The 26,464-nt window shown below is 66.9% G+C and carries 27 protein-coding genes and 1 pseudogene; 17 read left to right on the plus strand and 11 right to left on the minus strand.

The window, feature by feature from the left end; all coding sequences use genetic code 11:
- The first annotated feature begins 1 nt into the window (after window position 1).
- The 4 genes from rsmI to DF286_RS01305 are packed head-to-tail and all read left to right on the plus strand — an operon-like array spanning window position 2 to window position 2,795.
- Window positions 2–826 (plus strand): 16S rRNA (cytidine(1402)-2'-O)-methyltransferase, encoded by an 825-nt coding sequence (rsmI, locus tag DF286_RS01290; protein WP_109269795.1) that lies wholly within the window; start codon window positions 2–4, stop codon window positions 824–826.
- Entirely contained in the window at window positions 823–1,173 is a 351-nt protein-coding gene (locus DF286_RS01295) for a YraN family protein (RefSeq protein WP_109269796.1), read from the plus strand. The genes rsmI and DF286_RS01295 overlap by 4 nt, the downstream gene beginning before the upstream one ends.
- A gap of 51 nt (window positions 1,174–1,224) precedes the next feature.
- Entirely contained in the window at window positions 1,225–2,175 is a 951-nt protein-coding gene (gene gshB, locus DF286_RS01300) for a glutathione synthase (protein ID WP_109269797.1), read from the plus strand.
- Window positions 2,175–2,795 (plus strand): DedA family protein, encoded by a 621-nt coding sequence (locus DF286_RS01305; RefSeq protein WP_109269798.1) that lies wholly within the window; start codon window positions 2,175–2,177, stop codon window positions 2,793–2,795. The genes gshB and DF286_RS01305 overlap by 1 nt, the downstream gene beginning before the upstream one ends.
- On the opposite strand, the gene DF286_RS01310 is transcribed toward DF286_RS01305, so the two are convergent.
- The 4 genes from DF286_RS01310 to fsa form a co-directional block, all read right to left on the minus strand.
- Window positions 2,752–3,669 carry a tyrosine recombinase XerC gene (locus DF286_RS01310; RefSeq protein WP_109269799.1) on the minus strand — a complete coding sequence of 306 codons (918 nt, stop codon included), beginning with the start codon at window positions 3,667–3,669 and terminating at the stop codon, window positions 2,752–2,754. The two genes, DF286_RS01305 and DF286_RS01310, sit on opposite strands and share 44 nt — an antisense overlap.
- A gap of 86 nt (window positions 3,670–3,755) precedes the next feature.
- Window positions 3,756–4,403, minus strand: a complete 648-nt coding sequence (locus tag DF286_RS01315; RefSeq protein WP_424141233.1) for a DUF484 family protein — start codon at window positions 4,401–4,403, stop codon at window positions 3,756–3,758.
- Window positions 4,364–5,284, minus strand: a complete 921-nt coding sequence (locus DF286_RS01320; protein WP_109269801.1) for a hypothetical protein — start codon at window positions 5,282–5,284, stop codon at window positions 4,364–4,366. Before DF286_RS01320 ends, DF286_RS01315 begins: the two co-directional genes overlap by 40 nt.
- 66 nt (window positions 5,285–5,350) lie before the next feature.
- Window positions 5,351–6,004, minus strand: coding sequence for a fructose-6-phosphate aldolase (fsa, locus tag DF286_RS01325; protein ID WP_109269802.1), 654 nt, complete (start codon window positions 6,002–6,004; stop codon window positions 5,351–5,353).
- Window positions 6,005–6,085: 81 nt separating this feature from the next.
- Between fsa and DF286_RS01330 the strand changes: the two genes are divergently transcribed.
- Complete coding sequence (locus DF286_RS01330; RefSeq protein WP_243444680.1) at window positions 6,086–7,405, plus strand: MATE family efflux transporter; 1,320 nt, start codon at window positions 6,086–6,088, stop codon at window positions 7,403–7,405.
- On the opposite strand, the gene DF286_RS01335 is transcribed toward DF286_RS01330, so the two are convergent.
- A complete protein-coding gene (locus DF286_RS01335; RefSeq protein WP_158274587.1) occupies window positions 7,402–8,106 on the minus strand; it encodes a DUF4197 domain-containing protein in 705 nt (234 codons plus the stop codon). The genes DF286_RS01330 and DF286_RS01335 overlap by 4 nt on opposite strands.
- 181 nt (window positions 8,107–8,287) lie before the next feature.
- Between DF286_RS01335 and DF286_RS01340 the strand changes: the two genes are divergently transcribed.
- The 3 genes from DF286_RS01340 (at window position 8,288) to DF286_RS01350 (ending at window position 12,623) form a co-directional block, all read left to right on the plus strand.
- Window positions 8,288–10,453: a primosomal protein N' gene (locus tag DF286_RS01340; protein WP_109271913.1), complete on the plus strand. Its 2,166-nt coding sequence runs from the start codon at window positions 8,288–8,290 to the stop codon at window positions 10,451–10,453.
- 42 nt (window positions 10,454–10,495) lie between these two features.
- Window positions 10,496–10,828 carry a hypothetical protein gene (locus DF286_RS01345; RefSeq protein ID WP_109269804.1) on the plus strand — a complete coding sequence of 111 codons (333 nt, stop codon included), beginning with the start codon at window positions 10,496–10,498 and terminating at the stop codon, window positions 10,826–10,828.
- A 271-nt stretch (window positions 10,829–11,099) separates the two neighbouring features.
- Window positions 11,100–12,623, plus strand: a complete 1,524-nt coding sequence (locus tag DF286_RS01350; RefSeq protein ID WP_243444833.1) for a tetratricopeptide repeat protein — start codon at window positions 11,100–11,102, stop codon at window positions 12,621–12,623.
- 13 nt (window positions 12,624–12,636) lie between these two features.
- Here the strand turns inward: DF286_RS01350 and DF286_RS01355 are convergent, their stop codons facing one another.
- Both DF286_RS01355 and ada read right to left on the minus strand, forming a co-directional pair.
- Complete coding sequence (locus DF286_RS01355; RefSeq protein WP_109269806.1) at window positions 12,637–13,110, minus strand: DUF1203 domain-containing protein; 474 nt, start codon at window positions 13,108–13,110, stop codon at window positions 12,637–12,639.
- Window positions 13,107–14,144: a bifunctional DNA-binding transcriptional regulator/O6-methylguanine-DNA methyltransferase Ada gene (gene ada, locus DF286_RS01360; RefSeq protein ID WP_424141248.1), complete on the minus strand. Its 1,038-nt coding sequence runs from the start codon at window positions 14,142–14,144 to the stop codon at window positions 13,107–13,109. The genes DF286_RS01355 and ada overlap by 4 nt, the downstream gene beginning before the upstream one ends.
- Before the next feature lie 334 nt (window positions 14,145–14,478).
- Here ada and DF286_RS01365 point away from each other — a divergent pair, with 334 nt between their 5' ends.
- From DF286_RS01365 to DF286_RS01385, 5 genes are all read left to right on the plus strand, one after another.
- Complete coding sequence (locus DF286_RS01365) at window positions 14,479–15,033, plus strand: F0F1 ATP synthase subunit delta (protein WP_109271914.1); 555 nt, start codon at window positions 14,479–14,481, stop codon at window positions 15,031–15,033.
- Between the two features lie 2 nt (window positions 15,034–15,035).
- Window positions 15,036–16,565, plus strand: coding sequence for a F0F1 ATP synthase subunit alpha (gene atpA / locus DF286_RS01370; RefSeq protein ID WP_109269808.1), 1,530 nt, complete (start codon window positions 15,036–15,038; stop codon window positions 16,563–16,565).
- A gap of 138 nt (window positions 16,566–16,703) precedes the next feature.
- Window positions 16,704–17,585 (plus strand): F0F1 ATP synthase subunit gamma, encoded by an 882-nt coding sequence (locus DF286_RS01375; protein WP_109269809.1) that lies wholly within the window; start codon window positions 16,704–16,706, stop codon window positions 17,583–17,585.
- Between the two features lie 136 nt (window positions 17,586–17,721).
- Window positions 17,722–19,185 carry a F0F1 ATP synthase subunit beta gene (gene atpD / locus DF286_RS01380; RefSeq protein ID WP_109269810.1) on the plus strand — a complete coding sequence of 488 codons (1,464 nt, stop codon included), beginning with the start codon at window positions 17,722–17,724 and terminating at the stop codon, window positions 19,183–19,185.
- Between the two features lie 197 nt (window positions 19,186–19,382).
- Window positions 19,383–19,649: an ATP synthase F1 subunit epsilon gene (locus DF286_RS01385; RefSeq protein WP_109269811.1), complete on the plus strand. Its 267-nt coding sequence runs from the start codon at window positions 19,383–19,385 to the stop codon at window positions 19,647–19,649.
- 68 nt (window positions 19,650–19,717) lie between these two features.
- Here DF286_RS01385 and DF286_RS01390 read toward each other — a convergent pair whose 3' ends face one another.
- Entirely contained in the window at window positions 19,718–20,164 is a 447-nt protein-coding gene (locus DF286_RS01390) for a DUF6265 family protein (RefSeq protein ID WP_170303913.1), read from the minus strand.
- 120 nt (window positions 20,165–20,284) lie between these two features.
- Between DF286_RS01390 and DF286_RS01395 the strand changes: the two genes are divergently transcribed.
- Window positions 20,285–21,808 carry a TadA family conjugal transfer-associated ATPase gene (locus DF286_RS01395; protein WP_109269812.1) on the plus strand — a complete coding sequence of 508 codons (1,524 nt, stop codon included), beginning with the start codon at window positions 20,285–20,287 and terminating at the stop codon, window positions 21,806–21,808.
- 11 nt (window positions 21,809–21,819) lie between these two features.
- On the opposite strand, the pseudogene DF286_RS01400 reads toward DF286_RS01395, so the two are convergent.
- Window positions 21,820–22,157: pseudogene (locus DF286_RS01400) on the minus strand (GIY-YIG nuclease family protein).
- 251 nt (window positions 22,158–22,408) lie between these two features.
- On the minus strand, window positions 22,409–22,600 hold the full coding sequence (locus tag DF286_RS01405; protein WP_109269813.1) for a hypothetical protein: 192 nt from the start codon (window positions 22,598–22,600) through the stop codon (window positions 22,409–22,411).
- Window positions 22,601–22,647: 47 nt separating this feature from the next.
- Between DF286_RS01405 and DF286_RS01410 the strand changes: the two genes are divergently transcribed.
- Window positions 22,648–23,502, plus strand: coding sequence for a class I SAM-dependent methyltransferase (locus tag DF286_RS01410; protein WP_109269814.1), 855 nt, complete (start codon window positions 22,648–22,650; stop codon window positions 23,500–23,502).
- A gap of 105 nt (window positions 23,503–23,607) precedes the next feature.
- Here the strand turns inward: DF286_RS01410 and phaR are convergent, their stop codons facing one another.
- Window positions 23,608–24,141, minus strand: a complete 534-nt coding sequence (gene phaR, locus DF286_RS01415) for a polyhydroxyalkanoate synthesis repressor PhaR (protein WP_109269815.1) — start codon at window positions 24,139–24,141, stop codon at window positions 23,608–23,610.
- A 91-nt stretch (window positions 24,142–24,232) separates the two neighbouring features.
- Here phaR and DF286_RS01420 point away from each other — a divergent pair, with 91 nt between their 5' ends.
- Both DF286_RS01420 and DF286_RS01425 read left to right on the plus strand, forming a co-directional pair.
- The gene (locus tag DF286_RS01420; RefSeq protein ID WP_109271916.1) at window positions 24,233–25,228 is read left to right on the plus strand and encodes an alpha/beta fold hydrolase; all 996 of its coding nucleotides are present in this window, start codon (window positions 24,233–24,235) and stop codon (window positions 25,226–25,228) included.
- Between the two features lie 31 nt (window positions 25,229–25,259).
- Entirely contained in the window at window positions 25,260–26,435 is a 1,176-nt protein-coding gene (locus DF286_RS01425) for an acetyl-CoA C-acetyltransferase (protein ID WP_109269816.1), read from the plus strand.
- The last annotated feature ends 29 nt before the right edge of the window (window positions 26,436–26,464 follow it).

Raw genomic sequence — 26,464 nt, forward strand, 5'->3', positions numbered from 1 at the left:
TATGTCCCTTCCCCCCGGCCTCTACATTGTCGCGACCCCGATCGGCAATCTCTCCGATCTCAGCCCGCACGCCGCCAGGATCCTGTCCGAGGCCGATGTGATCGCCGTCGAGGACAGCCGCGTGACGGCCAAGCTTCTCGCCCATATCGGCGTCAAGCGGCCGATGACTCCCTATCATGACCATAACGCCGACAAGGTGCGGCCGGACCTCATCGCGCAGATGGCGGAAAAGGCGGTGGCGCTGGTCTCGGATGCCGGGACCCCGCTGGTTTCCGATCCGGGCTACAAGCTGGTGCGCGACGCGCGGGCGGCCGGCATCGACGTGCACACCGCCGCCGGCCCCTGCGCCGCGATCGCCGCGCTGACCCTGGCGGGCCTGCCGACCGATCGTTTCCTGTTTCTCGGCTTCCTCCCTGCCAAGGCCGGCGCTCGCGCCGCCGCGATCGCCGAAGTCGCCCCGGTCCGGGCGACGCTCATCCTTTACGAAAGCGGCCCTCGCCTCTCCGCCGCGCTCCGAGCGCTTCACCAGGGTCTCGGCGACCGCGAGGCGGCCGTGGTCCGCGAGATCAGCAAGAAGTTCGAAGAAACCGTGACGGGCACGCTCGACGCCTTGGCGACACGCTATGAAGGAGCCCCGCCGAAGGGCGAGATCGTCTTGGTGGTCGGCCCGCCCGGCGAAGCGGAGGCGGCCAGCGAAGCCGACGTCGACGCGGCGCTGCGTGAGGCGATGACCCGCCTCTCCCCTTCCCGCGCCGCCGCCGCAGTGGCCGAAGCGCTCGGCCTCCCCCGCCGCACCGTCTACGAACGGGCGCTGACGCTCAAATGAAGCGGCAGCTGGCGGAGCGGGGCGGACGCCGAGCGGAAAGCTGGGCCGCGCTTTGGCTCCAGCTGAAGGGATGGGCCATCCTCGCCCGCCGGGTGCGGACCCCGCGCGGCGAGGTCGACCTCGTCGCCCGGCGCGGCCGCACCGTCGCGTTCGTCGAAGTGAAGGCCCGAGCCACCGAGGCCGACATCGCCCTGTCGCTCGATGACTACCGTCTCCGCCGCGTCGCGGCCGCTGCCGAGGCGCTGGCGCCCCGTTTCATGCGCGAAGGCGACGACGTGCGCATCGACGCCATCTTCATCCTGCCCCGCAGACTGCCGCGTCATCTGGAGAATGTCTGGCACGGGTGACATTCCCGTTCGCGCCCCCTAGTTCGAGGCACCGAATCAAAAGGAACAGCCATGCCGCTCCGCGTCGCCGTCCAGATGGACCCGCTGGACAAGATCAACATCGCCGGCGATTCGACCTTCGCGATCATGCTCTCCGCTCGGCAACGCGGCCATCGCCTGTTCCATTACGCGCCGGAAGATCTGAGCTATGCCGACGGTCGGCTATGGACCATGGCCCATCCGGTCGACGTCCAGCCCGTCGCCGACGATCATTACCGGTTCGAGGAGCCGGTGCTGCTCGATCTCGGCCGGGACGTCGACGTCGTGCTGATGCGCCAGGACCCGCCGTTCGATCTCGGCTACATCACCGCCACCCACCTGCTCGAGCGCATCCAGGGGGAGACGCTGGTCGTCAATGACCCGGCGGCGGTGCGCGACGCGCCGGAAAAGCTGTGGGTGCTCGATTTCGCTGAGTTCATGCCGCCGACCGTGATCACGCGGTCGCTGGGCCTGGCGCGCAAGTTTCTGGCGGAGCATGGCGATATCGTCATCAAGCCCCTGCACGGCTTCGCCGGCGGATCGGTGTTTCGCATCGGCCGCGACGGCACCAATCTCGCCTCGCTCATGGAGCTGTTCAACCGCGCCTATCGCGAGCCGCATGTCGTCCAGGCCTTCCTTCCCGAGATCGCCGAGGGCGACAAACGCATCGTGCTCGTCGACGGCGAGGTCGCGGGCGCCGTCAATCGGGTGCCCGGCGAAGGCGAGATCCGCTCGAACCTCGCCGTCGGCGGCACCGCGGCGAAAACAGAGCTCACCGACCGGGAGCGCGATATCTGCGCCGCGCTTGGCCCCGAGCTGAAGCGGCTCGGCCTCCTGTTCGTCGGCATCGACGTGATCGGCGGCAAATGGCTGACCGAGATCAACGTCACCTCGCCCACCGGCATCGTCGCCATCGACAGGTTCAACGGCACCGACACCGCGGCCCTCATCTGGGACGCCATCGAGAAGAAGGTCAAAGCATAATGGGGGACTGGATCCGCGAGCTCATCGAGCAGTCGAGCTACCTTGGCGTGGCCCTGCTGATGCTGCTCGAAACCGTGTTTCCGCCGATCCCGTCCGAGATCATCATGTCCTTGTCCGGCCTTCAGGCGTCGCGGGGCACGATGACGCTCTGGGGTGTGATCCTGGCCGGCACCTTCGGGGCGATGGTCGGCAACATCTTCTGGTATGCCATCGCCCGCTGGCTCGGCATCGAGCGATTCCATCCCTTCATCGACAAGTTCGGCCGCTATCTCACCGTCGACTGGAAGGAAGTGAAGCGCGCCGACCATTTCTTCGACCGATATGAGCGCTGGTTCGTCTGCTTCGGTCGCATGGTGCCGACGATCCGCTCGCTGGTGTCGATCCCGGCCGGCGTATTCGGCATGCGCTGGAAGCCCTTCCTCATCTACTCCACGATCGGCACCTTCGGCTGGACCACCGCCCTCGCCACCGCCGGCTATCTGCTCGGCCAGAACTACGCCGACGTCGACAAGTATCTCGGCCCGGTTTCGACGGGCGTCATCGCGATCCTGGTGCTCTGGTATCTGTTCCGGGTGATTACCTGGAAGCCCGCGGATGAGCGTTCCGATACACGTCCATGAGATGGGCGGTGTCGACCGCCGTATAGATTTGGGTCGAGGACAGGCTGGCATGGCCCAGCAGCTCCTGGAGCGAGCGGAGGTCGGCGCCGCGCCCGAGCAGATGGGTGGCGAAGCTGTGCCGCAGCGCGTGCGGCGTCGTCCGCTCGGAGAGTCCCAGCCGCACACGCGCCCGGCGAACTGCACGGCGGACGATCTCGCCCCTGAGCGGTCCTCCCCGCGCGCCCCGGAACAGCGGCTGCTCCTTAGCGGTCGAATAGGGGCATAGCGCCAAATAACGTTCGATCGCGTCTCGCACGGGCGCCAGCAGTGGCACGATCCGCGTCTTGTTGCGCTTGCCCGTTACGGTCATCGCGTCGCCGAGCGGCAGCGCCGAGCCGGTAAGGCCCAGCGCCTCGGCCACGCGCAGGCCGGAGCCGTAGAGCAGCATCAGCACGGCGAAATCACGCGCCGCGATCCACTCCTCCGAGGCGTCCTCGGCGGCGTCCTCCGCCAGCGCCACCACTTCGTCGGGCGAGATCGGCCGCGGCACGCTGCGGGGTCTCTTCGGGCCCTTGAGCTTGGGCACTGCCGCCTCCCGCCCCGTCTCGCCCGCGGCGAAGGCGAGGAAGCCGCGCACCGCCGACAGCTCGCGCGCCGCCGAGCTGTTGCCGAGCCCGGCCGCACGGCGCTTGGTTAGGAAGGCGCGAAGGTCCGCCGCCTGGAGGCTCGTCAGCGTCTCGCCGGTCACCGCCTCGCCGCGATGGGAACCGAGAAAGTCGATCAGCCGATGCGCGGTCGCCGCATAGGCGCGCACCGTATGCTCGGAACGGCGACGATCGCGGGAAAGATGGTCCTGCCAGCTTGCCGCCAGCTCCCGCGCCGGATGGTCGTCCAAGTGCCCCGGCGAAGGCCGGGGTCCAGTCGATGTTGGTTGCTGGACTCCGGCTTTCGCCGGAGAACGGGAACTGCCCTCATCGGGCCTCAGGGGATCAGCCACCGGCCTATGCAGCGCGCCAGCACGCGTCCCAGGAAAACGAGAAGCTCGGAGCCATGCCGCGTCTCGAAGCCTTGGGCGCCGCGCTGTCCGAGGGCGAGGAGACCGTTGGGGAGCGGCGGATCGCTGTCCAGCCTCACCAGCGCTTCGGCGCGGATCAGTTCGCAGGCCGGCCCGAACAATGGATGGCCCCGCTCGCAGCCGCGCAGCAGCACGCCGTCGAACTGCTCGATCGAACGCTCGATCACCCGCGGGTCGACGAACTGCATACCCGAGGCATCCGCGCGCATGCCCTTGTCGCCGACGAACAGCGCCACGGCGACCGCATCGAGGCCCAATATCTGCGGCCATTCCTGCGTGACGATATGGATGAGGTGGTCGAAGCCCTCGGCCTCGACGGCCGCGAGCACGGCCTCGTGAATCGAGGCGACCGCGCCCGAATGGCCGCGCGCGAAGGCGATGAGATCCTGATTGGCCTCCTCCGCCGCCGCGACCCGGGCACGAAGATGCGCCACTGCCCGGTCCTCAAAGCTGATCACCGTACCCATGGACCGGAGCTTAGCGGCAATTTGGTTAATAGGCGATGGTCGACTGATTACGTAATCGAGGCGTCGCCCAGATACGCCTTCTCGCACGCCGCGAAGATGCTCGTCGAAGGGCCAAGGGCACCCACTTTCTTCTCGATTTCCTGCTCCAACAGCCTGAGCTCGGCGGGAGAAATCCCCTCCCCGGCCCTGCCGAGGGGCACTGCAAGCCGCTCCACGCGGGGCAGATATTCACCCCGCAGCGGGTTGTCGGCGCCACCGCCGATCAAGGCCCCTGATACGTAAGAGCAGATTCCCGCACGCAGCGGCTCCTCCTCCGGCAGCTGAACCGGGTGATCCAGGGCGGCGGTCGGATGTTCCTCGACGCAGCGATCGACGAAGCTATCCACCGCGCCTTGCAGCAGAATCCGCCCTCCCGCTCGATGGACGTCCGTCATCCGGCTCGCCAGGCGGTCCACGCCCTCCCGTCCAACCAGCATGTGGGCAAAGTGAAAGCCCTGCGGATCATGCTGGAGAATGATGGGCCTGCTGACGTCGGACCCCCGCGCCTTGATCGCGCTGGCCATCGCGCAGACGAACAGCCGATCGCCCTCATCCTCCGGCAGCGACGGCAACGGCTCCGGCTCGCCGATCCCGTAGCCGATCTTGCAGCGGTTGAGATCCAGCAACCAGTTACCGGTGTTGAGCTGCCGATTCGCTTCGACGTCAAATGCTTCCCACGCGCCCGCTGGGACGAAATCGTCGATCAGCGTCGCCTCGCGCATTTCACTCTCGATCGACTGGCGGCGCGCCAGCTCAGCCGCGTCGACACCCGCGTCCGCACCCGCTTTCCTGAACGTTTGCGCGGCACCGAAGCAGAGCTTCGCGCGCTCCGCCGCGTCTCCCGGAAGATCGCTGAAATCCGTGCTGCGCGTTCCGCAACCGACGAGCAGAAGGCTCGCACCCAGGACGACAGACAGAACCGGCCGCATGCGCGCCTCCCGCTCGGAAGGTCAGGCCGTAGCATAAAAACGCTCCGGATACGAAACGATGGAGTCTCAGCCGATCTTCTGGCCGGTCTTCTCCCAGTCCGCGAGGAACGCCTTAAGTCCATTGTCGGTCAGCGGATGATTGAAGAGCTGGCGGATCACCTTGGGCGGAGCGGTCATCACGTCGGCGCCGATCTTCGCGGCCTCAAGGACATGGACGGGGTGGCGCACGCTCGCCACCAATATTTGTGTCTCGAAGTCGTAATTGTCGTAGATCATCCGGATCTCGGAGATGATCTGCATGCCGTCGAAGCCGATATCGTCGTGGCGGCCGACGAAGGGCGAGATGAAGGTCGCCCCCGCCTTGGCCGCGAGCAGCGCCTGGTTGGCGGTGAAGCAGAGGGTGACATTCACCATCGTGCCGTCGGCGGTGAGCTTCTTGCAGGTCTTGAGGCCGTCGATGGTGAGCGGCACCTTCACCGCGATATTGCCGGCGATCTTCCGCAGGATCTCCGCCTCACGCATCATCTCGTCATGGTCGGTGGCGACGACTTCGGCCGAGACCGGCCCCGGCACGATCCCGCAAATCTCCTTCACCACCTCGAGGAAGTCTTTGCCGGACTTATGGACCAGCGACGGATTGGTCGTGACGCCGTCCAGCAGGCCGGTTTCTGCGAGGTCCCGGATTTCGGCGGTGTCGGCGGTGTCGACGAAGAATTTCATTTGAGGCATGCCTTTGAAGGATTGAGGATTCGCGCGCCCTTCTAGCCACACGGGCCGGCAGGCGCGAGTCATGAGGGCGCGATGGCGACGGCTTTGGACAAGGGCGACGCTCTTCACCGGGCGATCTGGGCGATCGCGCTCCCCGCCATGCTGACCAATGTCGCGACCGCCCTGTTCGGCCTCGCCGACCTATGGGTGATCGGGCAACTCGGCATCCCGGCCGCCCAGGCCGGCGTCGAGCTCGGCGCCAAGTTCATGATGGGCCTGCTGGTCGTCTTCAACTTCCTGAAGACCGGCACCATCGCGCTCACCGCGCAGGCGGCGGGTCGGGGCGACGAGGCCGCCCAGGCCGCCGCCCTCGCCCGCGCCAGCGGCGTCGCCTTGCTGATCGCACTCATGCCGCTCGCCATCCCGTTGGGGCTCGATTTCCTCAATGCCCGCGGCGCCTTCGCCGAGGAGGCTCGCACCTATGTCTCGATACGCTATTGGGGCGGCCCGCTCTGGCTGGTGAACGCCGTCCTGGTCGGCTGGCTGGTCGGGCGCAAGAAGGTGCGGGCGGTGCTGGTGGTCGAGGTCGCCGCCAATATAGGCCATATCGTCCTCGACCTGCTGTTCGTCCTCGGCTTCGGCTGGGGCGTCGCCGGCGTGGCGACGGCAACCTTGCTCTCGGAAGGCCTCAAGCTCGCCGTCCTGGTCGGGGTCGTCGCCCGGGAGGCGCCCGCCGCGATGGCGCTACGCGCCGCCTTCCGCCGCGCCACCTGGGACAAGGCGTCCCTCGGCGCCCTCTTCCGCATCAACCGCGATCTTTTCCTGCGCACTCTGCTGCTGACCGGCGCGATCCTGCTCATGGCCCGCGACGGCGCCCGTGAAGGCCCGCTGGTGCTCGCCGCCAACGGCATCCTCTATCAGCTGTTCATCCTCTCCGCGCTGATCCTCGACGGGTTCGAAGCCTCGGCCCAGGTGCTGTGCGGCGAGGCGGTGGGCGGCAAGGATCGTCGCCGCTTCGACCGGCTGATCCGTGCGCTCCTCCTCTGGGGTCTAGGCTTCGGCGCGCTGGTGACCGGCGCCTACATCCTCTTCGGCGCGCCCTTCGCGGCAAGCTTCAGCACCGATCCGGCCGTGACCGCGACGACGCTCGCCTATTTGCCCTGGGCCGTATGGCTGCCGCTGATCGGCGTCACCTCCTACGTCTATGACGGCATCTATGTCGGCGCGACCTGGACGCGGGCCCTGCTGGTGACGATGGTGGCCGCGTTCACGACCTATGCCCTGGTGCTCTGGGCCGCCGGCTCCCTCGGCAACCACGGCCTGTGGCTGGCCTTCACCCTGTTCTTCATCGCCCGTGCGGCCGGCCAGGCGCTGCTGCTGCCGAGGCTGCGGCGGGCGACCTTCGAAGCCTAGCGCAGCACGCCGAACACGCGCGTCAGCACCGGATCGTTGGTCGAGGAGGGATCGGCGCGGATCGCCGCTTCCTCCCGGCCGATGGCCCGCCAGATGCCCTCGGCCGTCTTTTGAGTCACGTCGCGCTGCAGGCCTGCGAAGTCGATGCCCGTGGCGGCGCCGAGCGCCTGGCTGAGCAGGCCGCTGTCGAGCACCCTCAATGCCGAGCCGACTCCGGGGAACAGCGCCTCCACGATCCGCTCCCCGATCTGACGCTCGAGATATTGAGTCGCCGCGGTCGGTCCGCCTCGCACGATCGAAAGGGCGTCGGGGATCGTCATGCTCCGGATAGAATCATAGACGATCGGAGCCGCATTATCCGCCGCCTCGGCCGCCGCGGCATTCACCAGCCGCAGCAACCGGTCCTGCACCGCCGGCTGGCGCAGCAGTGCCGCGGCCACGGCGGTCGCGCCGCTACCGCCCCATTGCGGCGGCAGGCTGACCCGCGCCAGTTCGTCCTCGAAAAAGCCATTCTCCTGCAGCAGTCCCGCAAAAGCCCTTTGCGACGAGACGGTGAGAAGACGCCGTATCGCGTCCTCCAATCCGAACCCGCCCAGTTCGCCGAGCGTGCAGGACGGGAGGGCCAGCGCGGGAGTAACCAGGGCCAGGCTGAGCAGGCGCCTGCGGCTCAGCGGCCGTTCAATACCGAAACAATCGTTCATAGTTCGGCGGAACGACCGGCGAGCAGCTATGTTGCACGCAGCCCTTCCAACCGAGACCGACTCCGCCACGGGGCGAGCGCGGCGTCCCTTCCGCTGGAAATCGAAACCGACGCGCGCCCGATCGGCGCCACTTATATGGCGGCTTTCGCCCGCCGCGCGATTGGCGATATGGCGGGGGCTCATGAACCGTGTCCGCGTCATCCTCCTCAATGCCGCCTTGGGTCCGCTCGACTATCGTGCCTCGAAGGACACGATCGTCGAGCCGGGCTCGATCGTGCTGGCGCCATTGGGACCGAGGCAGATCGTCGGCGTCGCCTGGGAACCCGAGCGGCTGCAGGCGGGCGAGGTGGAGGCCGCGCGGCTTCGCTCCCTCCTCCACGTCTATGACGTCCCTCCCCTCGCCGAGCCGCTCAGGCGTCTGATCGAGTGGACCGCCGACTATTATCTGGCGCCGCTCGCCTCCGTGCTTCGGATGACGCTGCCCTCGTCGAGCGCGCTCGACGGCGCCCGGACGATCGTCGAGTATCGCGCCACCGGCCTCGTCCCCGATCGGATGACGCCGCAGCGCGCGCAGGCGCTGGAGCGGATCGGCGAGCGGCAGGGGCTGGTCCGCGAGCTCGCGCTGGCCGCCGACGTCTCGGACGGCGTCATCCGGGGCCTCATCAAGGCAGGGGCGATCGAGGCGGTCGAGGTCTCGGTCGACGACCCCTTCCCCATGCCGGACCCCGATCATGGCCCGCCGGTCCTCGAAGCGGCACAGCGGGAGGCGGCGCGGCAATTCGTCGACGCCGTCCGCGCGCGGGAATTCGCGCCCTTCCTGCTCGACGGAGTCACCGGCTCGGGCAAGACCGAGGTCTATTTCGAGGCGGTGGCCGAGGCGATCCGCCAGGGGCGGCAGACGCTCGTCCTCCTCCCCGAGATCGCGCTCACCGAGCCGTTCCTGAAGCGCTTCGCCGCCCGCTTCGGCTGCGAGCCGGTCGCCTGGCATTCGGGCCTGCGCCAATCCCAGCGCCGCCGCGCCTGGCGGGCGATCGCCAGCGGCGACGCGCGAGTGGTGGTCGGCGCCCGCTCCGCCCTCTTCCTCCCCTATCGCAATCTCGGCCTCATCGTCGTCGACGAAGCCCACGAGACGAGCTTCAAGCAGGAGGACGGCGTCCAGTATCACGCCCGCGACGTGGCCGTGATGCGGGCCAAGCTGGAGAAGGTGCCAGCGATCCTCGCCTCCGCCACCCCGGCCATCGAGACCCGGCAGATGGCCGAGATCGGCGTGTACAAGGAGGTGAAGCTTCCCGGCCGCTACGGCACCGCCGAGATGCCGGACATCGCCGCCATCGACCTCCTCGCCGATCCGCCGCCCCGCGGCCGCTGGCTCGCGCCGACTCTGGTGAAGGAGATGGAGGTCAATCTGGAACGGGGGGAGCAGACCCTCCTCTTCCTCAACCGGCGCGGCTATGCTCCGCTGACCCTCTGCCGCCATTGCGGGCATCGCTTCCAGTGCCCCAACTGCACCGCCTGGATGGTCGAGCACCGGCTGGTCTCGCGCCTTGCCTGCCACCATTGCGGCCATGTCATGCCGCCACCCCGCGCCTGCCCCGAATGCCATGAGGAGGACAGCCTCGTCGCCTGCGGCCCGGGCGTGGAGCGCATCGCCGACGAGGTTGCCGCCCTCTTCCCCGACGCGCGCACCGCCATCGTCACCTCCGACACCATCTGGTCCCCCGCCAAGGCGGCCGAGTTCGTCGGCCGCATGGAAGCCGGCGACATCGACATCGTCATCGGCACCCAACTGGTGACGAAAGGCTATCACTTCCCCAATCTCACCCTGGTGGGCGTGGTCGACGCCGACCTCGGCCTCTCCGGCGGAGACCTTCGCGCCGCGGAGCGCAGCTTCCAGCAGATCATGCAGGTCTCCGGCCGGGCGGGGCGAGGCGAGAAGCCGGGCCGCGTCCTCGTCCAGACCCACGAACCCGCCGCACCCGTCATCAGTGCCCTCATCAGCGGCGACGCCGAAGGCTTCTACGCCGCGGAGACCGAGGCGCGACGCGACGCCGCCATGCCCCCCTTCGGCCGCCTGGCCGGCATCATCATCTCCTCCGAAGACCTGACCGAAGCCACCGAAACCGCCCGCCTCATCGGCCGCACCGCGCCGCGCGTGGAGAATATGGCCGTCTTCGGCCCCGCCCCGGCGCCCCTCGCTATGCTGCGCGGCCGTCACCGCCAACGCCTCCTCGTCCACGCCGCCCGCAGCCTCGACGTCCAGGACGTCATCCGCGACTGGCTGGGAAAACTCGACTGGCCCCGCGGCGTGCGGGTCGCCGTAGACGTGGACCCCTACAGCTTCTTGTAGACCAGCCCAACGAACGACAGTCGAACGTCCGGAAACAACTCATTGCAGAAATTCCAAGAAATCATCATGCTGCGGGAAATGACGGGGGCAGGAGTGATCCTGAAGGCTGTGGCAGTTGCAGCGTGGTTGATCGTCAGCCTGATGCTTTGGGGCACTCTTGCTGCAACGGTCTACCTGGGCTCGGCTATGGCTGAGCCGCCTCCACCAGAGGCTGATTTCACCATTCTCTATGTCAGCACGGCGATTGTTGGCCTGGTCTTCTGCGCGTGGATTATGGGGACTTGGGTGGCTTTTAGGAAGATGGAAGCGGGCGCTGTTCTGATTGGACTTGCGTCCCTATTCGCTTTGCCAATCGTTGCGCTGATATTCGCTTAGCGGAATGTCCGATTTCCATCCTTAGCGGACCTGCTCGCAACGTCCTGTCCCTCTCAGGCGTGCTCACCTCCGCCGCGTCTGCGTTAGCGTTTACGTTCCCGCTACAGATTCCACTAAAGCGCCTGATCCTTTGCGGGTCCTCTTCGTTTCCTGACCCGAAGCCTTGGGAGGTTGCGTCCGAGCCGCCGGGACTGGTAGGCTGCGACGTTACGAAACGTTGGCTTTGCTGCTTCGCGCGAAACAGGGGCAGGCGATGCGTCTTGTGGCGATAATGCTCGCGATATTGATCTGGGCCAGCCCGGCCTCGGCCGAATGGCGCCAGGCGCAGACCAGCCATTTCATCATCTATTCCGAGGACGGCGAGGTGGGGCTGAGGGCGTTCGCGACCCGCCTCGAGCGCTATGACGCCGCGATGCGGGTCTTGCACGGCCTGCCCGATCCCGATCTCGGCCCGGCCAACCGCGTCACCATCTTCGCGGTCGAGGATACCGCCGCCGTTCAGCGCCTGGGCCGGATGGGCAGCGACCTGATGGGCTTCTACGTCCCGCGCGCCGGCGGATCCGTGGCCTTCGTCCCGCGCAATGTCGAGGAGGCGTATCAGGAAATGAGCGCCGAGTCAGTGCTGCTCCACGAATATGCCCATCATTTTCTCTATCGAAACCAGCCGGCGGCCTACCCCACCTGGTTCGTCGAAGGATCGGCGGAATTCTATTCCACCGCCCGCTTCGACGAGGATGGCGGCATCACCTTCGGTCTTCCGCCCGAGCATCGGGCCATGGAGCTGTTCGTCTGGGGCAACGGCCTGACCCTGAAGGAGATGCTCAACAAGCTGCCCTCCGAGCTCAACAGCCGCGAGGTGGTGCGTCTCTACGGCAAGGCTTGGCTGCTCACCCATTATCTGCGCCTCGAGCCGGACAGGGAGGGGCAGCTCACCGAATATCTTGCGGAGATCAACCGCGGACGCCCCAGCCTCGATGCGGCGAAAGCCGCCTTCGGCGATCTCGGCAGGCTGGAAGGCGCCATTCGGCGATACAAGAAGCGGGAGCATTTCGCCGGACTGAGGGTCGATCCCGCCATGCTCGAAGTCGGCGAGATCGAGATTCGCAAGCTCGGGCCCGGCGAGGCGGCGATGATGGACATCCGCATGGTGTCGCGCCGCGGCGTCACCGACAAGGTGGCGAAGGAGCTGGCGCCCGATGCCCGCCGCGTCGCCGCCGGTTTCCCGAACGATCCGGTCGTGCAGGCCTGGCTCGCCGAAGCCGAGTTCGACGCGGGCAATTTCGCGGAGGCCGAGGTGGCGGCGGACAGGGCGCTTGCCGCCAATCCCAAGCAGATCGAGGCGCTGATCTACAAAGGCCGGGCGATGATGGCGGCGGCCAGGGAAAGCAAGTCGAAAGAGCCGGCTCGCTGGGACGAGGTGCGAAAGGTGCTGTCGGCCGCCAATCGGCTCGATCCCGACCATCCCGAACCGTTGATCCTCTTCTTCAGCAGCTTCCGTGCCCAGGGCATCGATGCCACCGACAATGCGATCACCGGGCTGAAATATGCCTACGCCCTCGCGCCCTACGATCGCAGCCTCAGGCTTCTGCTCGCCGACGAGCTGTTGACCGATGGGAGGGCCCAGGAAGCCCGGGCCGTGCTCGCGTCAGTGGCCTACGACCCGCATGGCGGCGAGACCGGCAGGATCGCGGCCGACGTCATGCGCAAAATCGATGCCGGCGACATGACGGCTGCGCGCGAGGCCTGGAAGGGCGCAACCGCCACCGTCGAAGACGCGTTCGAGACCACGATCTGACCGGGCGGCGATTCTACTCCAGCCGGTCCACGCGCGCCGCAAAGCAGCCACGCTTGGCATTGTGGACGTGGAGATAGGCCGTGCGGGAATCGCCGAACAGCCGTTCGATCGCCGGCTCCAATTCCGAACCTTGGAGGCAGTCTGCGTCGACCATCATTCCGTCCGCGTCGAAGGCGCGCACCGACAGGAGCCGCTCGCTGAGCAGCGGCGGAACCTCGTTCTCGAACACCGCTTCCACTCTTGCTCCTTCGCGGACAAAGATGGCGTGGCTCGAGCGATAGGGCGTGGCGGCCGCCTGGTGCTCATAGTTGAGGAGAAGCAGCGTCTCGCCGGGCTCGGCATCCTCCAGCGTCACCCGGCACGGATATCCCGGCTTCGCGTCGGCCGTAACCCGGACGATGTTCCGGGCCTTCAGCGCCCCCTCGTCGAGGCCGAACAGGGGCTCGAAATCGGCAAGCGGCAGGCCGCTGATGCGATAGCCCGTCATCGCGATCCTTCCTTGGCCAGCAGCTTCGCCTTGCGCTCGAGGCCATAGGCATAGCCGCCGAGCGCGCCGCCGGTGCGGATGACGCGATGGCAGGGGATCAGCACCGCGACATTGTTGGCGCCGTTCGCGGAACCCGCCGCGCGCACCGCGCCCGGTTTGCCGACCGCCGCGGCGATCTGCGCATAGGTGCGCGTTTCGCCCGGCGGGATGCGCTGGAGTTCCCTCCACACGGCTTGCTGAAAGGCGGTGCCGCGAACGTCGAGCGGTAGGTCGTGCGGCTTTTCGGGCGCGTTCACCGCCGCCACGGTCCGCCGCACGAGATCGGCCATCGCCTCGCCGCCTTTTTCGATCGTCGCCTTGGGGAAGCGGCGATGCAGCTCCTCTTCGTCTTCGTCGAACGACAAGCGGCAGATGCCCTTGTCCGTCGCCGCCACCAGCATGGTGCCGAGGTCCGTCTCGGCCGTCGCCCAGCGGATGGTCTCGCCGCGTCCGCCGTCGCGCCACGCCGATGGCGTCATGCCGAGCCGCTGCCTCGCGTCGGCATAGAATCGGCCGGGCCCCGAATAGCCGGCATCGTAAATGGCGTCGGTGACGCGGCCGTTGGCCTGCAAGCTCTCGGTCATGTTCTGGGCTCTCTTTCCGCGCGCGTAATCGGCCGGGGTGACGCCGGTCGCGCGCTTGAACAGTCGGTGGAAGTGATGCGGCGAATAGCCGGCGGCGCTTGCCAGCTCATCGAGGGAGGGCGGCGATTCCGCCTGCTCCAGCAGCCGATACACCCTCTCCAGCGCCACGGCCTCGCGAGTGACTTCGTCCGGCTTGCAGCGGAGGCATGGCCGGAGGCCGATCTCCCGCGCCTCCTCGCCGGTGGCGAAGAAGCGCACATTCTCCCGCCGGGGATGGCGCGCGGCGCAACTCGGCCGGCAATAGATGCCGGTGGTGAGGACGCCGGTGACGAACGTCCCGTCCGCCGTTCGGTCCCTCGCCATCACGGCGCCCCAGGCGGCTTCGTCGTCGATGAGCTTTTGCGGTTTCATGAGGTCCATATACGCCTCCGCGAAGAGGCCCGCACCCCGAAGCTTGCTGTCAAACCACCGTCATCCCGGCGAAAGCCGGGACCCAAGAACACAGGTGTGAATCGATGAATGGAGAAGCCGATCGCCTATCCTCTTCCCTCAGTGTTCTTGGGCCCCGGCTTGCGCCGGGGTGACGCCGTCTGCTCATCCGTCGCCCCCCATCCCGACGACAAGCAAACGCCCGTCTTGCATCCCCGTTAAGCCCCTGCTACGGCCCGCCGCGACCCATCAGGAGGCGCCCTCGGCAGCCTCCTTTTCGCATGGGATGAAATCACCTTGGGGAGTTTTGGCGCGCGTGGAGAATTCCGGCGGCATTCAGGCAAGCTTGGCGGGACGCTATGCGACCGCTCTGTTCGAGCTCGCCCGTGACGAAAAGCAGCTTCAGGCGGTTGGCGGCAGCCTGACCGCGTTGAAGGCGGCGCTGGCCGAATCGGAGGATTTCCGGCGCCTCACCACCAGCCCGCTCATCTCGCGCGAGGAGGCGGTGAAGGCCGTCGCCGCGACCGCGACCGCGATGAAGCTCGATTCCATCACCAGCAATTTCCTGGGCGTGCTCGCGCAGAACCGGCGGCTGGGGCAGCTCGGCGCCGTCATCCGCGCCTTCAACCTGCTGGCCGCCGCCCATCGCGGCGAGACCACGGCGGAAGTGACCTCGGCGCACCCGCTGAGCGACGATCAGGTCGCCGCGCTCAAGTCGAACCTCAAATCCCGTCTGGGCCGCGACGTCGCCGTCGATCTCAATGTCGATCCCGCCATCCTGGGCGGCCTCGTCGTCAAGATCGGCAGCCAGATGATCGACGGCTCCATCCGCACTAAACTCAACACCCTCGCGCATGCGATGAAAGGCTGAACATGGACATCCGCGCCGCTGAAATTTCCAAGGTCATCCGCGACCAGATCGCCAGCTTCGGCACCGAAGCCCAGGTCTCCGAGGTCGGCACCGTGCTGTCGGTCGGCGACGGCATCGCCCGCATCCACGGCCTCGACAACGTCCAGGCCGGCGAGATGGTCGAGTTCACCAACGGCATCAAGGGCATGGCCCTCAACCTCGAAGCCGACAATGTCGGCGTCGTCATCTTCGGCTCGGACGCCGAGATCAAGGAAGGCGACACCGTCAAGCGGACCGGCACCATCGTCGACGTCCCCGTCGGCAAGGGCCTCCTCGGCCGCGTCGTCGACGGCCTCGGCAACCCGATCGACGGCAAGGGCCCGATCGTCGCCGAGAAGCGCATGCGCGTCGAGGTGAAGGCGCCCGGCATCATCCCGCGCAAGTCCGTGCACGAGCCGGTCCAGACCGGCCTTAAGGCGCTCGACGCCCTCGTCCCGGTCGGCCGCGGTCAGCGCGAGCTGATCATCGGCGACCGCCAGACCGGCAAGACCGCCGTCGCGCTCGACACCTTCATCAACCAGAAGCAGGCCAACCAGGGCGACGATGAGAGCCAGAAGCTCTACTGCATCTACGTCGCCATCGGCCAGAAGCGCTCAACCGTTGCGCAGATCGTCCGCGCGCTCGAAGAGAATGGCGCGATGGAATATTCCATCGTCGTCGCCGCGACCGCGTCCGAGCCCGCCCCGCTCCAGTATCTCGCCCCCTATGCGGGCGTGACCATGGGCGAATATTTCCGCGATAACGGCATGCACGCCGTCATCGTCTATGACGACCTCTCGAAGCAGGCCGTCGCCTACCGCCAGATGTCGCTGCTGCTGCGCCGTCCGCCGGGCCGCGAAGCCTATCCGGGCGACGTCTTCTATCTCCACAGCCGCCTGCTCGAGCGCGCCGCGAAGATGAACGACGCCAACGGCAACGGCTCGCTGACGGCGCTCCCGATCATCGAGACGCAGGCGGGCGACGTGTCGGCCTACATCCCGACCAACGTCATCTCGATCACCGACGGCCAGATTTTCCTCGAGACCGAGCTCTTCTACCAGGGCATCCGTCCGGCGATTAACGTCGGCCTCTCGGTCAGCCGCGTCGGTTCCGCCGCGCAGACCAAGGCGATGAAGAAGGTCGCCGGCTCGATCAAGCTCGAGCTCGCCCAGTATCGCGAGATGGCGGCCTTCGCCCAGTTCGGCTCGGACCTCGACGCCTCGACGCAGAAGCTGCTGAACCGCGGCGCCCGCCTCACGGAGCTCCTGAAGCAGGGCCAGTTCAGCCCGATGCCGATGGAAGAGCAGGTCGTCTCGATCTTCTCGGGCGTGAACGGCTTCCTCGACAGCATTCCGGTGAACGCCGTCACCCGCTTCGAGAGCGCGCTTCTGAGCCACGTCCGCACCGATCATGCGGACGTGCTGAAGACGATCCGCGACACCAAGGCGCTCGACGATGCCACCAGCGACAAGCTGAAGAGCATCCTCGGCGATTTCGTGAAGACGTTCGCGTAAGGCGCGGTCGCGGGACCTTGGGCGTCATCCCGGCGAAAGCCGGGACCCAAGAACACCGGCGGCGCAGGACGAGAAACGACAATGTTCTTGGGTTCCGGCTTTCGCCGGAATGACGAGAAGGAACTGAAGTAGGTAGCAATGGCCAGCCTCAAGGCACTCAAAGGGCGGATCGCCTCGGTCAAGTCGACCCAGAAGATCACCAAGGCGATGAAGATGGTCGCCGCGGCCAAGCTGCGCCGGGCGCAGCAGGCGGCGGAGGCGGGGCGCCCCTATGCCTCGCGCCTCGAGGCGGTGATGACCAGCCTCGCCTCCAAGGTGACGGTGGGTCCGGAAAGCCCGAAGCTTCTCGCCGGCACCGGCTCGGACCAGACGCACCTGCTCGTCGTCTGCACATCCGACCGCGGCCTTGCCGGCGCGTTCAACTCGAACATCGTTCGCGCCGCCCGCAAGAAGGCCGACGAGCTCACCGCCCAGGGCAAGACCGTCTATTTCTACCTGGTCGGCCGCAAGGGTCGGGCCGTCATCGCCCGCCTGTTCCCGAAGCAGATCGTCCATCAGTACGACACGACCACCTTCAAGCAGGTGAGCTTCGAGGTTGCCCAGGCGATCGCCGGCGACATCGTCGAGCGTTTCGAGAATGGCCGCTTCGACGTCGCCCACCTCTTCTACGCCCGCTTCCAGTCGGCCCTCGTCCAGGAGCCGATCGAGCAGCAGATCATCCCCGTGCCGATGCCCGACAAGGCCGAGGCGGCCGAGGGTGTCACCGCTGCCGTCGAATATGAGCCGGACGAGGAGGAAATCCTCGCCGAGCTGCTGCCGCGCAACGTCGCCGTCCAGATTTTCCGCGCGATGCTGGAAAATGCTGCGTCCGAGCAGGGCAGCCGCATGACCGCAATGGACAATGCGACCCGCAACGCCGGCGACATGATCAACCGCCTGTCGATCGAATATAACCGCACCCGTCAGGCCGCGATCACCACCGAACTCGTTGAAATCATTTCGGGCGCCGAAGCGCTGTAGGAACAACCCCTCACCGTCACCCCGGCGAAGGCCGGGGCCCAGGAACACCGGCGGTGCAGGATCAAGAAAGACGGTGTTCTTGGGTTCCGGCTTTCGCCGGAATGACGACAAAGATTAGAAGGCAAGGAAGACAGACATGGCCACCGCCGCAAAATCCGCGACTACCAACAATGTCGGCCGCATCAGCCAAGTCATCGGCGCGGTCGTCGACGTGACCTTCGACAGCGAGCTGCCGGAGATCCTCTCCGCGCTCGAGACCGACAATAACGGCAGCCGCCTCGTCCTCGAGGTCGCCCAACATCTCGGCGAGAACACCGTCCGCACCATCGCGATGGACTCGACCGACGGCCTCACCCGCGGCCAGACCGTGACCGACACCGGCTCGCAGATCCGCGTGCCCGTCGGCCCGAAGACCCTGGGCCGCATCATGAACGTCGTCGGCGAGCCGATCGACGAGCGCGGCCCGATCGAGACCGACATGTCCGCCCCGATCCACGCCGAGGCGCCGATCTTCACCGATCAGTCGACCGAAAGCGCGATCCTCGTCACCGGCATCAAGGTCATCGACCTTCTCGCCCCCTATGCCAAGGGCGGCAAGATCGGCCTGTTCGGCGGCGCCGGCGTCGGCAAGACCGTGCTCATTCAGGAGCTCATCAACAACATCGCCAAGGGCCATGGCGGCACCTCCGTGTTTGCCGGCGTCGGCGAGCGCACCCGCGAGGGGAACGACCTCTATCACGAGTTCCTCGATGCGGGCGTCATCGCCAAGGATTCGGATGGCAACGCCATCTCCGAAGGCTCCAAGGTCGCCCTGGTCTACGGCCAGATGAACGAGCCGCCGGGCGCCCGTGCCCGCGTCGCCCTCTCGGGCCTCACCATCGCCGAGTATTTCCGTGACCAAGAGGGCCAGGACGTGCTCTTCTTCGTCGACAACATCTTCCGCTTCACCCAGGCGGGCTCGGAAGTGTCAGCGCTGCTCGGCCGTATTCCTTCGGCCGTGGGTTACCAGCCGACCCTGTCGACCGACATGGGCGCGCTGCAGGAGCGCATCACCTCGACCAACAAGGGCTCGATTACCTCGGTGCAGGCCATTTACGTCCCCGCGGACGACTTGACCGACCCGGCGCCGGCCACCTCCTTCGCCCACCTCGACGCCACGACCGTGCTGTCGCGCGCCATTTCGGAGCTCGGCATCTACCCGGCGGTCGACCCGCTCGATTCCACCAGCCGCGTGCTGGAGCCGCGCACCGTCGGCCAAGAGCATTACGAGACCGCCCGTGCCGTCCAGGAGATCCTGCAGAAGTACAAGTCGCTGCAGGACATCATCGCCATTCTCGGCATGGACGAGCTGTCGGAAGAGGATAAGCTGACCGTCGCCCGCGCGCGCAAGATCCAGCGCTTCCTCTCCCAGCCCTTTCACGTCGCCGAGGTCTTCACCGGCATCCCGGGCAAGTTCGTGCCTGTCGAAGACACGATCCGCTCCTTCAAGGCGGTCGTCGACGGCGAATACGATCACCTTCCGGAGGCTGCCTTCTACATGGTCGGCGGCATCGAAGAGGCGGTCGAAAAGGCCCAGCGCCTCGCCGCCGAAGCGGCGTAACTTACTTCCCTCTCCCATCGATGGGAGAGGGTTGCGAAGACTTGGCGGCTCCGCCGCCTAGTCGTAGCTGGGTGAGGGTGACAGAGTCCGATATATGTTCTCAATCGGTGTCACCCTCACCAACTTCGCCTAAGCTCCTTCGTCGCTAAGGCTTCGTATCCTCTCCCATCGAAGGGAGAGGGAACAGGAACAGAAAAATGGCCGATCTTCACTTCGAACTCGTCACCCCCGAACGCCTGATCCGCAGCGAGGACGTCCACATGGTCGTCGTCCCCGGCAGCGAGGGCGAGTTCGGCGTGCTCGCCGGCCACGCCCCCTTCATGTCCACGATCCGCGACGGCGAAGTCGCCATCTACAAGACCGCCGGCTCGAGCCCCGAGCGCATCGCGATCGAAGGCGGCTTCGCAGAAGTGAACGACAAGGGCCTCACCGTCCTCGCCGAAAAGGCCGACGTGCCGGCCTGATCGTTTCCCGGCGAAAGCCGGGACCCAGAACGGCGTCTGCGACTGGCCCCGGCGTCCGCCGGGGAACGCTACTCCATCCGCCGATAGATCCACCTCTGCTCTCGGCTGCCGTCCATCAGCGACGTCGTCGCGACCAGCGTCTCCCCTTCCAGCCGGTATCGGATCCGCTGCGGATAATCGTGGGCGGGGTTCTCGAACACCGCTTCCCCCTCCCCGCCGTTCACCAGCGGGAATCGCACCGTCGCCGCGCCGCCGGGCATGCCGTAGAAGGCGATGGCGCCATCCTCCCCGGCCATGATCCGCATATGCTCGAAGCTCGTCGCTTTCGCCCCGCGCCCGGAAAAGCCGGCGCCGATCATGATCCCGCCCCTCGGCGGCGTCCACCATTCCTCCGTCCATCTGTCGCCGTCGCGGCTCACCCATGAGCCGCTCAGCCACTGGAGGTCGCCTACCTCGACCGCCGGAGCAGCCGCTAGGCTGAGCAGCGCCGCCAGGGCCATCGCCGCCATCCGCATCCGCGCCTCCTCTCACGTCCCGCGCGATCATCCGCCGCAGCCCGGGGTTAGGCAATTGTCAAAGTTTCCCGCCTATTCACCAGCTTTGCGGACAGGGATTCATCGAAGAGGTCGCACGGCATGAGTGCATTTGGACGGCGAAGCGGCGGACCGGGACAGCGGCCCACTTTCGGCGTCGCCCGGCCGATGAAGGGCGGCGGACCCGCGCCGGCCCCCGCTCCGGCTCCGCCCGAGCATGGCGGCGACCAGTTTCCTCCGCTCGAATCGCTCCCGATCTCCGACGAGGGCGCACCGATCGAAGCGACCAAGAGCGACGCCATGTCGCGCCTCGCCGACCGCGTTGCGGCCTCGGGCGAATCCGCTTCGTCGAAGATCGAGGGTTTCGAAGCCTCCATCCACCGGATCAAGGAGCAGGTCCTCCCCCGCCTCCTCGAGCGCGTCGATCCCGAAGCCGCCGCCACGCTCAGCAAGGATGAGTTGGCCGAGGAGTTCCGTCCGATCATCGGCGAGGTGTTGGCCGAGCTCAAGATAAACCTCAACCGCCGCGAGCAGTTCGCGCTGGAGAAGGTACTGGTCGACGAACTGCTCGGCCTCGGCCCCTTGGAGGAGCTGCTGAACGACCCGGATGTCTCCGACATCATGGTCAACGGCCCCAATCAGACCTTCATCGAGAAGAAGGGCAAGCTCCAGCTCGCGACCATCCAGTTCCGCGACGAGGAGCATCTCTTCCAGATCGCCCAGCGGATCGTGAACAAGGTTGGCCGCCGCGTCGACCAGACTACGCCGCTCGCCGACGCCCGCCTCCAGGACGGTAGCCGCGTCAACGTCATCGTGCCGCCGCTGTCCCTCAAGGGCACGGCGATCTCGATCCGTAAATTCTCCGAAAAGCCGATCACCATCGACATGATGAAGGGCTTCGGCTCCATGTCGGACAAGATGGCGACCGTGCTGAAGATCGCCGGCGCATCCCGCATGAACATCGTCGTCTCGGGCGGCACCGGCTCGGGCAAGACGACGATGCTGAACGCGCTCTCCAAGCTCATCGACCCCGGCGAGCGCGTCATCACCATCGAGGACGCGGCCGAGCTTCGGCTTCAGCAGCCGCACTGGCTCCCGCTCGAGACCCGTCCGCCGAACCTCGAAGGTCAGGGCGCGATCACCATCCGCGACCTCGTCATCAACGCGCTCCGCATGCGCCCCGACCGCATCATCCTCGGCGAAATCCGCGGGTCGGAGTGCTTCGACCTGCTCGCCGCCATGAACACCGGCCACGACGGCTCCATGTGTACGCTCCACTCCAACTCCCCGCGCGAGTGCCTGGCGCGTATGGAGAACATGGTGATGATGTCGGACATCAAGGTGCCGAAGGAAGCTATCAGCCGCCAGATCGCGGACTCGGTCGACCTCATCGTCCAGGTGAAGCGCCTCCGCGACGGCTCCCGCCGCACCACCAACATCACCGAGGTGATCGGCATGGAAGGCGACGTCATCGTCACGCAGGAGCTGTTCAAGTTCGAATATCTGGACGAGTCGCCCGACGGCAAGATCATCGGCGAATATCGCTCCATGGGCCTCCGCCCCTACACGCTGGAAAAGGCCAAGCAGTTCGGGTTCGATCAACCTTATTTGGAAGCGTGTTTGTAGCGCATAGGCTGTCACCCCGGACTTGATCCGGGGTCCACCTTCCTTCCGATCAGTGGCTCAAACCCGAAGTCCTCCGCGAGGTCGCGCCAGGTCGGATTACCTTCTTCGATCAACGCCAGCTTCCACTCCCGCCGCATTTCTTGATCTGCTTCTCGCGCAGGATGGCGTGCTCCATCGTGCCGTGCATCTCGAACTAGACGAGGCGCTTCACGCAATATTCCGCCGTGAACCCGCCGAACGCGCCGAGCCTGTGCTGCGCCACCCGCTGAAGGAGGTTGGAGGTCACGCCGGTATAGAGCGTCCCGTGAAAGCCGCTCGCCATGATGTAGACGGCCGGGTTACGCTCCATACCCCCAGCCTAGCCGCGAGCGCCGAAAAGGAAAGGTGGATGCCGGATCAAGTCCGGCATGACGAACCCAGCGGCAAAGCCTCTTCTAATTAGGATTCGTCTGTCGCTCTCTCGGCAGGCTCTTTCTCACATCCGTCAAGACCCACGCCTGTGCCCCATGGCCCCGTTCGCGCCCGCGCAAACAAAATGCGCGCGCGCTTTGCAGGCTTGCCGACCTGTTCTTGGCCTAGCCATTGCCTAACATTTGCGGCTCACGCCTTCAGCGCCAGCGCCGCCGCGATGATCGCGGCGAGGCCGGCGAGGACCTGGATCAGGGTCCAGGGCATGCAGCCCGGCCGGTCGAGGTTGCGCCGTTTCGAGCGGCGCCATTCGGCCAGGCCCGAGCCCACCGCCAGCGCGGCCGCCGCGCCGGCCAGAGTCCAGAGTATCGCTTGCGTCGTCATTTCCGGTCCGTCATGAGATGGGCACCCGATAAGAGGAGAGATGCCCGATGCGCCAGTCTCCAATCAAAGCGTCCCTGATCCGCGCCGCCCTGCTCGGCGCGCTTGTCATTCCCGCCGGCGCCTGCAACGCGCAGGCCGATCAGGGAACGAGCGAGCCCGCCGCGGCCGCCGACTCGAGCAGCGCGCTCGCCGCCGCCCTTGCCGCGCCGACGCGCACGCCCGCCAACGTCGCCCGCGATCGCTATCGCCACCCGGCCGAGACGCTCGCCTTCTTCGGCGTCGATCCCGGCGACACCGTCGTGGAGCTGTGGCCCGGCGGCGGCTGGTATACCGAGGTGCTGGCGCCTTATCTCGCCGCCTCCGGCAAGCTCTACGTAGTGCCGTCGCTCGGCCGCTCAGCGGAGACCATCGCCAAGAAGATCGCGAGCGCACCCGTCTATTCGCAGGTTACTGTCGCGCCACTCGACCCGGGCAAGCAGCCGAGCCCCGTCCCCGCCGGCAGCGCCGACGCGGTCCTCACCTTCCGCAACGTCCACAATTGGCTGGGCTCGGAAAACAATACGCCGATCGCGGACGCCGTCTTCGCCGAGGCATTCCGCGTACTGAAGCCCGGCGGCACCCTGGGTGTCGTCGAGCATCGTCTGCCCGAGGACGCGGACGCCGCCCGCGAGAAGCAGAGCGGCTATGTGAAGGCCTCGACCGTCAAGGCATTGGCGGAGAAGGCCGGCTTCCGCTTCGTCGAAGCGTCCGAGATCAACGCCAACCCGAAGGACACGCACGACCATCCCGGCGGCGTCTGGGCCTTGCCGCCGACCTACACCAACAAGGACGCCGATCGCGCGAAATACGAAGCCATCGGCGAGAGCGACCGAATGACCTTGAAGTTCGTGAAGCCGGAGTAGCCTCCCCTCCCGCTCGCGGGAGGGGGCCGGGGGAGGGCCTGTGAGCGGAGACCCTAGGCCCGACAGGCCCTCACCCCAACCCTCTCCCGCGAGCGGGAGAGGGAGTCAGCCCCCCAGCTTGTCGAGCTTGCGCTGGAGCGCGGCCATCTGCTCCTTGAGCTCGGCCAGCTCGGCCTTGGTATCCGACTCCGGCTCGGGCGTCTTCTCCGACTTCGCGCCGGTGGCCGCGGCGAGCATCTCCATGTTGCGCTTGGCCATCTCCGTGAAGGGATTGGCGAAGGCGCCGGTCATGGCGTCGCGGAACTGAGACTGGTTGCGCTGGAACGCCTCCATCGAGGCCTCCAGATATTGCGGCACCAAGCCCTGCATGGAATCGCCGTACATGGCGATCAGCTGGCGCAGGAAATTGGCGGGCAGCATCGTCTTGCCGCTGGCCTCCTGCTCCATGATGATCTGGGTCAGGACATTGTGGGTGATGTCCTCGCCGGTCTTGGCGTCGACCACTTTGAACTCGCGCTTGGCCCGCACCATCTCGGCGAGATGCTCGAGCGTGATGTAGGACGAGCTTTCGGTGTTATAGAGGCGCCGATTGGCGTATTTCTTGATGATGACCGTATCACCGGGCGCCGAAGCCGCCATGCCATGTCCCCAAAATCGAGAGGATTCAGCCCTAACACCAAAGCTTGCCGCACCGCAACACAAGCCCCGCCCGTTGCCGCTCTTCCTCGAAATGCTGCGCAGCGAGACCGCAGCAAGGCCGGAGCGGATGGCGAAGGCGCTGGAGGGGCTCCGCCGCTACCAGGAGGCGCGGAGGGACGCCCTGCCGGCGCCGATGCCGGCGATCACCTCCATCTCAGGCGCCACGCTTCGCGACTATGGCGGCAGCGGGCCTCCCATCCTGTTCGTCCCCTCGCTGATCAACCCGCCCAGCGTGCTCGATCTCGGCGAGGAGAAGTCGCTGCTCCGCTGGCTCGCCACCCAGGGCTTCCGGCCGCTACTCGCCGACTGGGGCTGGGACGTGGGCCAGCGCCGCTCCCTCTCGGTCGCCGGCCATGTCGAGCAGGTCATCCTTCCCTTCCTTGACGCATTGGGCGAGCCGCCCGTGCTGGTCGGCTACTGCCTCGGCGGTACCATGGCGATTGCCGCCGCCGCCCGAACCGAGGTGAGCGGCGTCGCCGCCATCGCCTCTCCATGGCGCTTCTCCGGTTTCCCGGACGAGGCACGCGCTCAGCTCACCCGTCTCTGGCGCGAGGCCGACCCAGCCGTCCAAGCGCTGGGGCTGCTGCCGATGGAGGTGCTGCAAAGCGCCTTCTGGAGCCTCGATCCGGCGCGGACCGTGGCCAAGTTCGAGGCCTTCGCCGACATGCCTGCCGGGAGCGCCGAGGCCCGCGCCTTCGTGCGGCTGGAGGATTGGGCCAACGACGGCCCGCCGCTCCCCGAAGCCGCCGCGCGCGAGCTGTTCGAGGGGTTCGTCGAGACCGACGCGATCGGCCGGGGCGCATGGCAGGTCGGCGGCGGACGGGTCGATCCGGGCGCGCTCCGCTGCCCCCTGCTGAACATCGTCTCGACGACCGATCGGATCGTGCCGGCGGCGAGCGCGTTTCCGGGAGGGGAGCGGATCGACCTGGCGCTGGGCCATGTCGGTATGATCGTCGGCAGCCGCGCCGAGGCCCAGCTGTGGCAGCCGCTCGCCGCCTGGCTTTCACGCACCGCTGCCGAGTGCTAGGTGCGCCGCAACATCGTTCGAGGAGATTCCCATGACCGAAGTCGTCATCACCGCCGCCAAGCGGACCCCCGTCGGCTCCTTCCTCGGCGCTTTCGCTTCGACCCCGGCGCATGAGCTCGGCCGGGTCGCCATCGAGGCGGCGCTCGGCCAGGCCGGGGTCAAGCCGGAGGAAGTGTCTGAGGTGATCCTGGGCCAGGTGCTGACCGCAGCCCAAGGCCAGAACCCGGCCCGGCAGGCCTCGATGGCGGCGGGCGTGCCGAAGGAGGTCCCGGCGTGGGGCCTCAACCAGGTCTGCGGCTCGGGCCTCCGCGCCGTCGCCGTCGCCGCGCAATCGATCATGACCGGTGACGCCGCCATCGTTGTCGCGGGAGGACAGGAGAGTATGAGCCTTTCCGCCCACGCCCAGAACATTCGCGGCGGCCAGAAGATGGGCGGGCTCGAGCTGGTCGACACGATGATCAAGGACGGCCTCACCGACGTCTTCAACGGCTATCACATGGGAATCACCGCCGAGAACCTGGCGGAGCAGTATCAGATCACCCGCGCCGAGCAGGACGAGTTCGCTTGCGCCTCCCAGAACAAGGCCGAGCGGGCGCGCCGCGAGGGGCGCTTCAAGGACGAGATCGCGCCCGTGACCGTGAAGGCCCGCAAGGGCGAGACGGTGATCGAGCAGGACGAGTTCATTCGCGAAGGGGTGGAGGTGGCCAGCCTCGCCGGCCTCCGCGCCGCCTTCAAGAAGGAAGGCACGGTGACGGCCGGCAACGCGTCGGGCCTCAACGACGGCGCCGCGGCGCTGGTGCTGATGAGCCGCGAGGAAGCCGAGCGGCGCGGCACGCCCATTCTCGCCCGCATCAAGAGCTTCGCCTCGACCGGAGTCGATCCTTCGATCATGGGCATTGGGCCCGTTCCCTCGACCCGCCGGGCGCTCGAGAAAGCCGGCTGGACCATCGCCGATCTCGACCTCATCGAAGCCAATGAGGCCTTCGCCGCCCAGGCGCTTGCCGTCGGCAAGGAGCTCGGCTGGGAAGAAGACCGGGTGAACGTCAATGGCGGCGCCATTTCGATCGGCCACCCGATCGGGGCCTCGGGCGCACGCGTGCTCACCACATTGCTCTACGAGATGCAGAAACGCGACGCGAAGAAGGGCCTCGCCACCCTCTGCATCGGCGGCGGAATGGGTATCGCCATGTGCGTCGAGCGCGACTGATCGGACCTAGAAGCCGCGCTGGCGGCAGG

The organism is Sphingosinicella humi (assembly GCF_003129465.1).
Taxonomy (GTDB): domain Bacteria; phylum Pseudomonadota; class Alphaproteobacteria; order Sphingomonadales; family Sphingomonadaceae; genus Allosphingosinicella; species Allosphingosinicella humi.

What these genes read in the sequence shown, in the direction of transcription:
- rsmI (WP_109269795.1), top strand. Translation starts at nt 2, where the DNA reads ATGTCCCTTCCCCCCGGCCTCTACATTGTCGCGACCCCGATCGGCAAT.
- DF286_RS01295 (WP_109269796.1), top strand. Translation starts at nt 823, where the DNA reads ATGAAGCGGCAGCTGGCGGAGCGGGGCGGACGCCGAGCGGAAAGCTGG.
- gshB (WP_109269797.1), top strand. Translation starts at nt 1,225, where the DNA reads ATGCCGCTCCGCGTCGCCGTCCAGATGGACCCGCTGGACAAGATCAAC.
- DF286_RS01305 (WP_109269798.1), top strand. Translation starts at nt 2,175, where the DNA reads ATGGGGGACTGGATCCGCGAGCTCATCGAGCAGTCGAGCTACCTTGGC.
- DF286_RS01320 (WP_109269801.1), bottom strand. Translation starts at nt 5,284, where the DNA reads ATGCGGCCGGTTCTGTCTGTCGTCCTGGGTGCGAGCCTTCTGCTCGTC.
- fsa (WP_109269802.1), bottom strand. Translation starts at nt 6,004, where the DNA reads ATGAAATTCTTCGTCGACACCGCCGACACCGCCGAAATCCGGGACCTC.
- DF286_RS01330 (WP_243444680.1), top strand. Translation starts at nt 6,086, where the DNA reads ATGGCGACGGCTTTGGACAAGGGCGACGCTCTTCACCGGGCGATCTGG.
- DF286_RS01335 (WP_158274587.1), bottom strand. Translation starts at nt 8,106, where the DNA reads ATGAACGATTGTTTCGGTATTGAACGGCCGCTGAGCCGCAGGCGCCTG.
- DF286_RS01340 (WP_109271913.1), top strand. Translation starts at nt 8,288, where the DNA reads ATGAACCGTGTCCGCGTCATCCTCCTCAATGCCGCCTTGGGTCCGCTC.
- DF286_RS01350 (WP_243444833.1), top strand. Translation starts at nt 11,100, where the DNA reads ATGCTCGCGATATTGATCTGGGCCAGCCCGGCCTCGGCCGAATGGCGC.
- DF286_RS01355 (WP_109269806.1), bottom strand. Translation starts at nt 13,110, where the DNA reads ATGACGGGCTATCGCATCAGCGGCCTGCCGCTTGCCGATTTCGAGCCC.
- ada (WP_424141248.1), bottom strand. Translation starts at nt 14,144, where the DNA reads ATGAAACCGCAAAAGCTCATCGACGACGAAGCCGCCTGGGGCGCCGTG.
- atpA (WP_109269808.1), top strand. Translation starts at nt 15,036, where the DNA reads ATGGACATCCGCGCCGCTGAAATTTCCAAGGTCATCCGCGACCAGATC.
- DF286_RS01375 (WP_109269809.1), top strand. Translation starts at nt 16,704, where the DNA reads ATGGCCAGCCTCAAGGCACTCAAAGGGCGGATCGCCTCGGTCAAGTCG.
- atpD (WP_109269810.1), top strand. Translation starts at nt 17,722, where the DNA reads ATGGCCACCGCCGCAAAATCCGCGACTACCAACAATGTCGGCCGCATC.
- DF286_RS01385 (WP_109269811.1), top strand. Translation starts at nt 19,383, where the DNA reads ATGGCCGATCTTCACTTCGAACTCGTCACCCCCGAACGCCTGATCCGC.
- DF286_RS01390 (WP_170303913.1), bottom strand. Translation starts at nt 20,164, where the DNA reads ATGCGGATGGCGGCGATGGCCCTGGCGGCGCTGCTCAGCCTAGCGGCT.
- DF286_RS01395 (WP_109269812.1), top strand. Translation starts at nt 20,285, where the DNA reads ATGAGTGCATTTGGACGGCGAAGCGGCGGACCGGGACAGCGGCCCACT.
- DF286_RS01405 (WP_109269813.1), bottom strand. Translation starts at nt 22,600, where the DNA reads ATGACGACGCAAGCGATACTCTGGACTCTGGCCGGCGCGGCGGCCGCG.
- DF286_RS01410 (WP_109269814.1), top strand. Translation starts at nt 22,648, where the DNA reads ATGCGCCAGTCTCCAATCAAAGCGTCCCTGATCCGCGCCGCCCTGCTC.
- phaR (WP_109269815.1), bottom strand. Translation starts at nt 24,141, where the DNA reads ATGGCGGCTTCGGCGCCCGGTGATACGGTCATCATCAAGAAATACGCC.
- DF286_RS01420 (WP_109271916.1), top strand. Translation starts at nt 24,233, where the DNA reads ATGCTGCGCAGCGAGACCGCAGCAAGGCCGGAGCGGATGGCGAAGGCG.
- DF286_RS01425 (WP_109269816.1), top strand. Translation starts at nt 25,260, where the DNA reads ATGACCGAAGTCGTCATCACCGCCGCCAAGCGGACCCCCGTCGGCTCC.